The organism is Nocardia sp. NPDC004722, assembly GCF_053601505.1.
In genome coordinates, this window is the sequence record NZ_JBSGBY010000775.1 from 1 (window position 1) to 3,365 (window position 3,365).

The window sequence follows — 3,365 nt, forward strand, 5'->3', positions numbered from 1 at the left end:
GTCGCGATGATCACAAACCTGCTGACCGAGGACAACCTGCCGTCCTACCACCGCGAGATCGCCGAGAACTTCTCCCAGGACGGCGCGTGGGGCACCTGGGTCGGGCGGTGGACAGCCGAGGAGAACCGGCACGGCATCGTGATGCGGGACTACCTGGTGGTCACCCGCGGAGTCGATCCGGTGGCCCTCGAACAGGCCCGCATGGCCCACATGACCGCCGGATTCTCGGCCATGAGCATCGCCCGGGACAAGGGCGCGGACACCGAAAACCTTGTCGGCATGGGGTTTCTGCATTCCATCGCGTACGTGACCTTTCAAGAGCTGGCCACCCGCGTCAGCCACCGCAACACCGGCAAGGTGTGCCACGATCCCATCGCCGACCGGATGCTGCAACGCATCGCCGCCGACGAGAACCTCCACATGATCTTCTACCGCGACCTCTGCGCCGCCGCCCTGGAACTCGCACCTGACCAGGCGATCGAGGCAATCACGCTCATGCTGAGGAACTTCCAGATGCCGGGTGCCGGGATGCCCAATTGGCGGCGCAATGCCGTGCTGATGGCCAAGCACGGCATTTACGACCCGCGACAGCACCTCGAAGAGGTCGTGCTGCCGGTCCTTCGCGCGTGGAAGATATTCGAGCGCAACGATTTCGGTGCCCGAGGCGACCGTAGCCGCAATGAACTCGGTGAGTATCTCGACACGATGCGGAGCGGGATCGCACGATTCGAAGAGCAACGCGATCGCGCGCTTGCGAGAGTCTGTCGCGGGGGTTTGGTGGGGTGATGGATAGGGTGGAGTAGGTGTGGTTCTTGGCCGGGCGGGTGTCTCGACGACGGGAGCGCTTGTGAGTGGCAGTCCTAACAAGGCCGTTTTGCTTATCGGGGCTTCGCGGGGGTTGGGGTGTGCGATTGCTGGGGAGTATGCGGGGCGGGGGGCTCGGGTGGTGGCGACCGTGCGGGGGGAGGGGCGGACGCCGTTGCATGAGTTGCGGGAGGGGGTTGGGGAGGCGCTCGAGATTGAGCGGGTGGATATTACTGTGCCAGAACAGGTTCGGGGGCTTCGCGGGCGGCTGGGGGCTCGGAGGTTCGATTTGTTGTTCGTGAATGCGGGGGTTACGAATGACGCGGAGGAGACGCCGGTGAGCATTGCCACGGAGGAGTTCAATCGGGTGATGGTGACCAATGCGCTCAGTCCGATGCGGGTGGTCGAGACGTTGGGGGATTTGGTTGCCGCGGACGGGACCGTCGCGATCATGTCGTCCGGTCAGGGGAGCATCGCCAATAATGAGCGTGGCGGGTTCGAGATCTATCGCGCCAGTAAATCCGCGCTCAACCAGCTGATGCGGAGTTATGCGGCGCGGCATCGCGGCGACTCGCGCACGCTGCTGCTGCTTGCGCCCGGCTGGGTCAAGACCGATGTCGGTGGGCCTGATGCGCCGCTCACCATCGGCGACAGCATTCCGCACCTCGTCACCACCATCGATGCGCAGCACGGTAAGCCGGGACTGCAATATCTGGACTACCTCGGCAAGACCGTGGCCTGGTAGGTGCGTTCCGGCTCAGCCCGCGGGGAGGCCGATGCGGGCGTGTTCGAGGTGGGCGCGTAGGTGCGCGAGGGTTTGTGCGAGAGGTGGTAGCGCGGCGTCGGGGAGGGGGTCGACGAGGAGTTCGGTCAGGTGCTGAGCGAAGGTCCGTTCGGCCGACTCGAGCAGGTGGAGACCGGATTTCGTCAGTTCCAGCAAGGAGGAGCGGCGGTCCGCGGGGTTGGGGTGGCGGGCCACCCAGCCCTGGTTCTCCAGGCGGTCGACGCCCTTGCTCATCGCGCCGACGCCCGCGGCGAACTCGGTCGCGAGGTCGGCCACCCGGGCGCCGGGGTGGTCGCGCAGGTAGCGCAGGGATTCGAACTGTGAGGTGAGCAGGCCGTGCTCCTCACGAAGGCGATCGTTGAGTGCGTTGTAGAGCCGTGTCTCGCACCGGACCAGGTCGGCGAACAAGGTGGGCAGGTCCACCGCCCGCGCCCTTGATTTAGCTTCCATGGAATATATTGTAGAGGAAGATACTTCCAGGGAAGGTGAACATGAGCAGAGAGCAACGCGCGAAGATCGACACGCTGCTGCGTCAGACGCCACCGCCCGGACCTCGGTCGGTCGAGGAGATCCGTGCGGGATTCCGGGAGCTCATGGCCCGGATGAACGTGCCGAGCGAGATACGCACCCGCACGGTGACGCTCGGGGACCGGCCCGCCGTGCTCGTCGAACCGGAGGCGAACCCGGCACCGGGGACGATCCTGTACTTCCACGGGGGCGGCTTCGTCTACGGTTCACCGCAGACGGCGATGTCGCTGACCGCGAATCTGGTGACGCGCACCGGATTCCGGGCCTACTCGGTGGACTACCGGCTCGCGCCCGAGCACCCCTTCCCCGCCGCGATCGAGGACACCCTCGCCGCCTACCGCGCCCTGCTCGACAGCGGTGAGGATCCCTCGCGGATCGTGTTCGCGGGCGATTCCGCCGGCGGCGGGCTGACCGTCACCACCTGCCTCGCCGCGAGAGACGCGGGTCTGCCGCTGCCCGCGGCGATCGTGGCCTTCTCCCCCGGACTCGACTCGACCCGTTCCGGCGAGAGCATGACCACCAAGGACGCCGCCGATCCCCTGTTCAGCCACGAGGGCCTCGCGCAGACCGGCGGCCTGTACCTGGCCGGGCAGGATCCCAACCAGCCGCTGCTCAGCCCGGCGATCCTCGCCGACCTCACCGGCTTCCCGCCGATCCTGTTGCAGGCGGGCACCAATGAGATGCTCCTCGACGACTCCACCCGCCTGGCCGCCCGCGCGCGAGCGGCCGGTGTGGATGTCATCCTCGACATCACCGCCGATGTCCCCCACGTCTTCCAAGCCTTCACCGGAATCCTCGACGAGGCCGACCTGGCCCTCGACCGTGCCGCCCTCTTCCTCACCCAGCATCTTCGGCGGTAGGACCACCGGTCCTGCGCCACACTGTGTTCGGTGTTTCGTTTCAGGAGGGGCAGTGGCCGAAGGGCTCGATTTCAGGATCCATCGGCAACTGCGGGCGGATGAGCAACTGCTGTGGCTGGGCGGTCCGGACCCCGATGCGTTGTTCACCGTGACCGACTTCTTCGAGATCCCGCTCGGACTGGTGTTCACCGCCGGGTCGATACCCCCACTGGCCGTGGCGTTTTCGGGAGGAGCGATCTTCCCCTTCGGGATTATCGGCCTGCTGTTCGCGTATTCGGGCCTGTACACGGCGGCGGGCCGGATCTTCCGGAAACGATGGCTGCGGCGGCGCACCCGGTATGCGGTCACCACGAAACGCGCGGTGATCGCCGTGGGAACGCGATCACTGC

The 3,365-nt window shown here is 66.4% G+C and carries 5 protein-coding genes; 4 read left to right on the forward strand and 1 reads right to left on the reverse strand.

Annotation, left to right across the window (positions count from 1 at the left end; translation table 11 throughout):
- Together ACWELQ_RS41600 and ACWELQ_RS41605 are read left to right on the forward strand one after the other, a co-directional pair.
- A partial coding sequence (locus ACWELQ_RS41600) for an acyl-ACP desaturase (RefSeq protein WP_452402487.1) occupies window positions 1-786 on the forward strand: 786 nt, incomplete at its 5' end.
- A gap of 61 nt (window positions 787-847) precedes the next feature.
- On the forward strand, window positions 848-1,549 hold the full coding sequence (locus ACWELQ_RS41605; RefSeq protein WP_452402488.1) for an SDR family oxidoreductase: 702 nt from the start codon (window positions 848-850) through the stop codon (window positions 1,547-1,549).
- Between the two features lie 12 nt (window positions 1,550-1,561).
- Here the strand turns inward: ACWELQ_RS41605 and ACWELQ_RS41610 are convergent, their stop codons facing one another.
- On the reverse strand, window positions 1,562-2,038 hold the full coding sequence (locus ACWELQ_RS41610) for a MarR family winged helix-turn-helix transcriptional regulator (RefSeq protein ID WP_452402489.1): 477 nt from the start codon (window positions 2,036-2,038) through the stop codon (window positions 1,562-1,564).
- A gap of 41 nt (window positions 2,039-2,079) precedes the next feature.
- Here ACWELQ_RS41610 and ACWELQ_RS41615 point away from each other — a divergent pair, with 41 nt between their 5' ends.
- Both ACWELQ_RS41615 and ACWELQ_RS41620 read left to right on the forward strand, forming a co-directional pair.
- Entirely contained in the window at window positions 2,080-2,976 is an 897-nt protein-coding gene (locus ACWELQ_RS41615) for an alpha/beta hydrolase (RefSeq protein WP_452402490.1), read from the forward strand.
- Window positions 2,977-3,028: 52 nt separating this feature from the next.
- On the forward strand, window positions 3,029-3,365 hold a 337-nt coding region (locus ACWELQ_RS41620; RefSeq protein WP_452402491.1), incomplete at its 3' end, for a hypothetical protein.

Coding starts and splice junctions, on each gene's coding strand:
- ACWELQ_RS41610 (WP_452402489.1), bottom strand. CDS start 2,038: ATGGAAGCTAAATCAAGGGCGCGGGCGGTGGACCTGCCCACCTTGTTC.
- ACWELQ_RS41615 (WP_452402490.1), top strand. CDS start 2,080: ATGAGCAGAGAGCAACGCGCGAAGATCGACACGCTGCTGCGTCAGACG.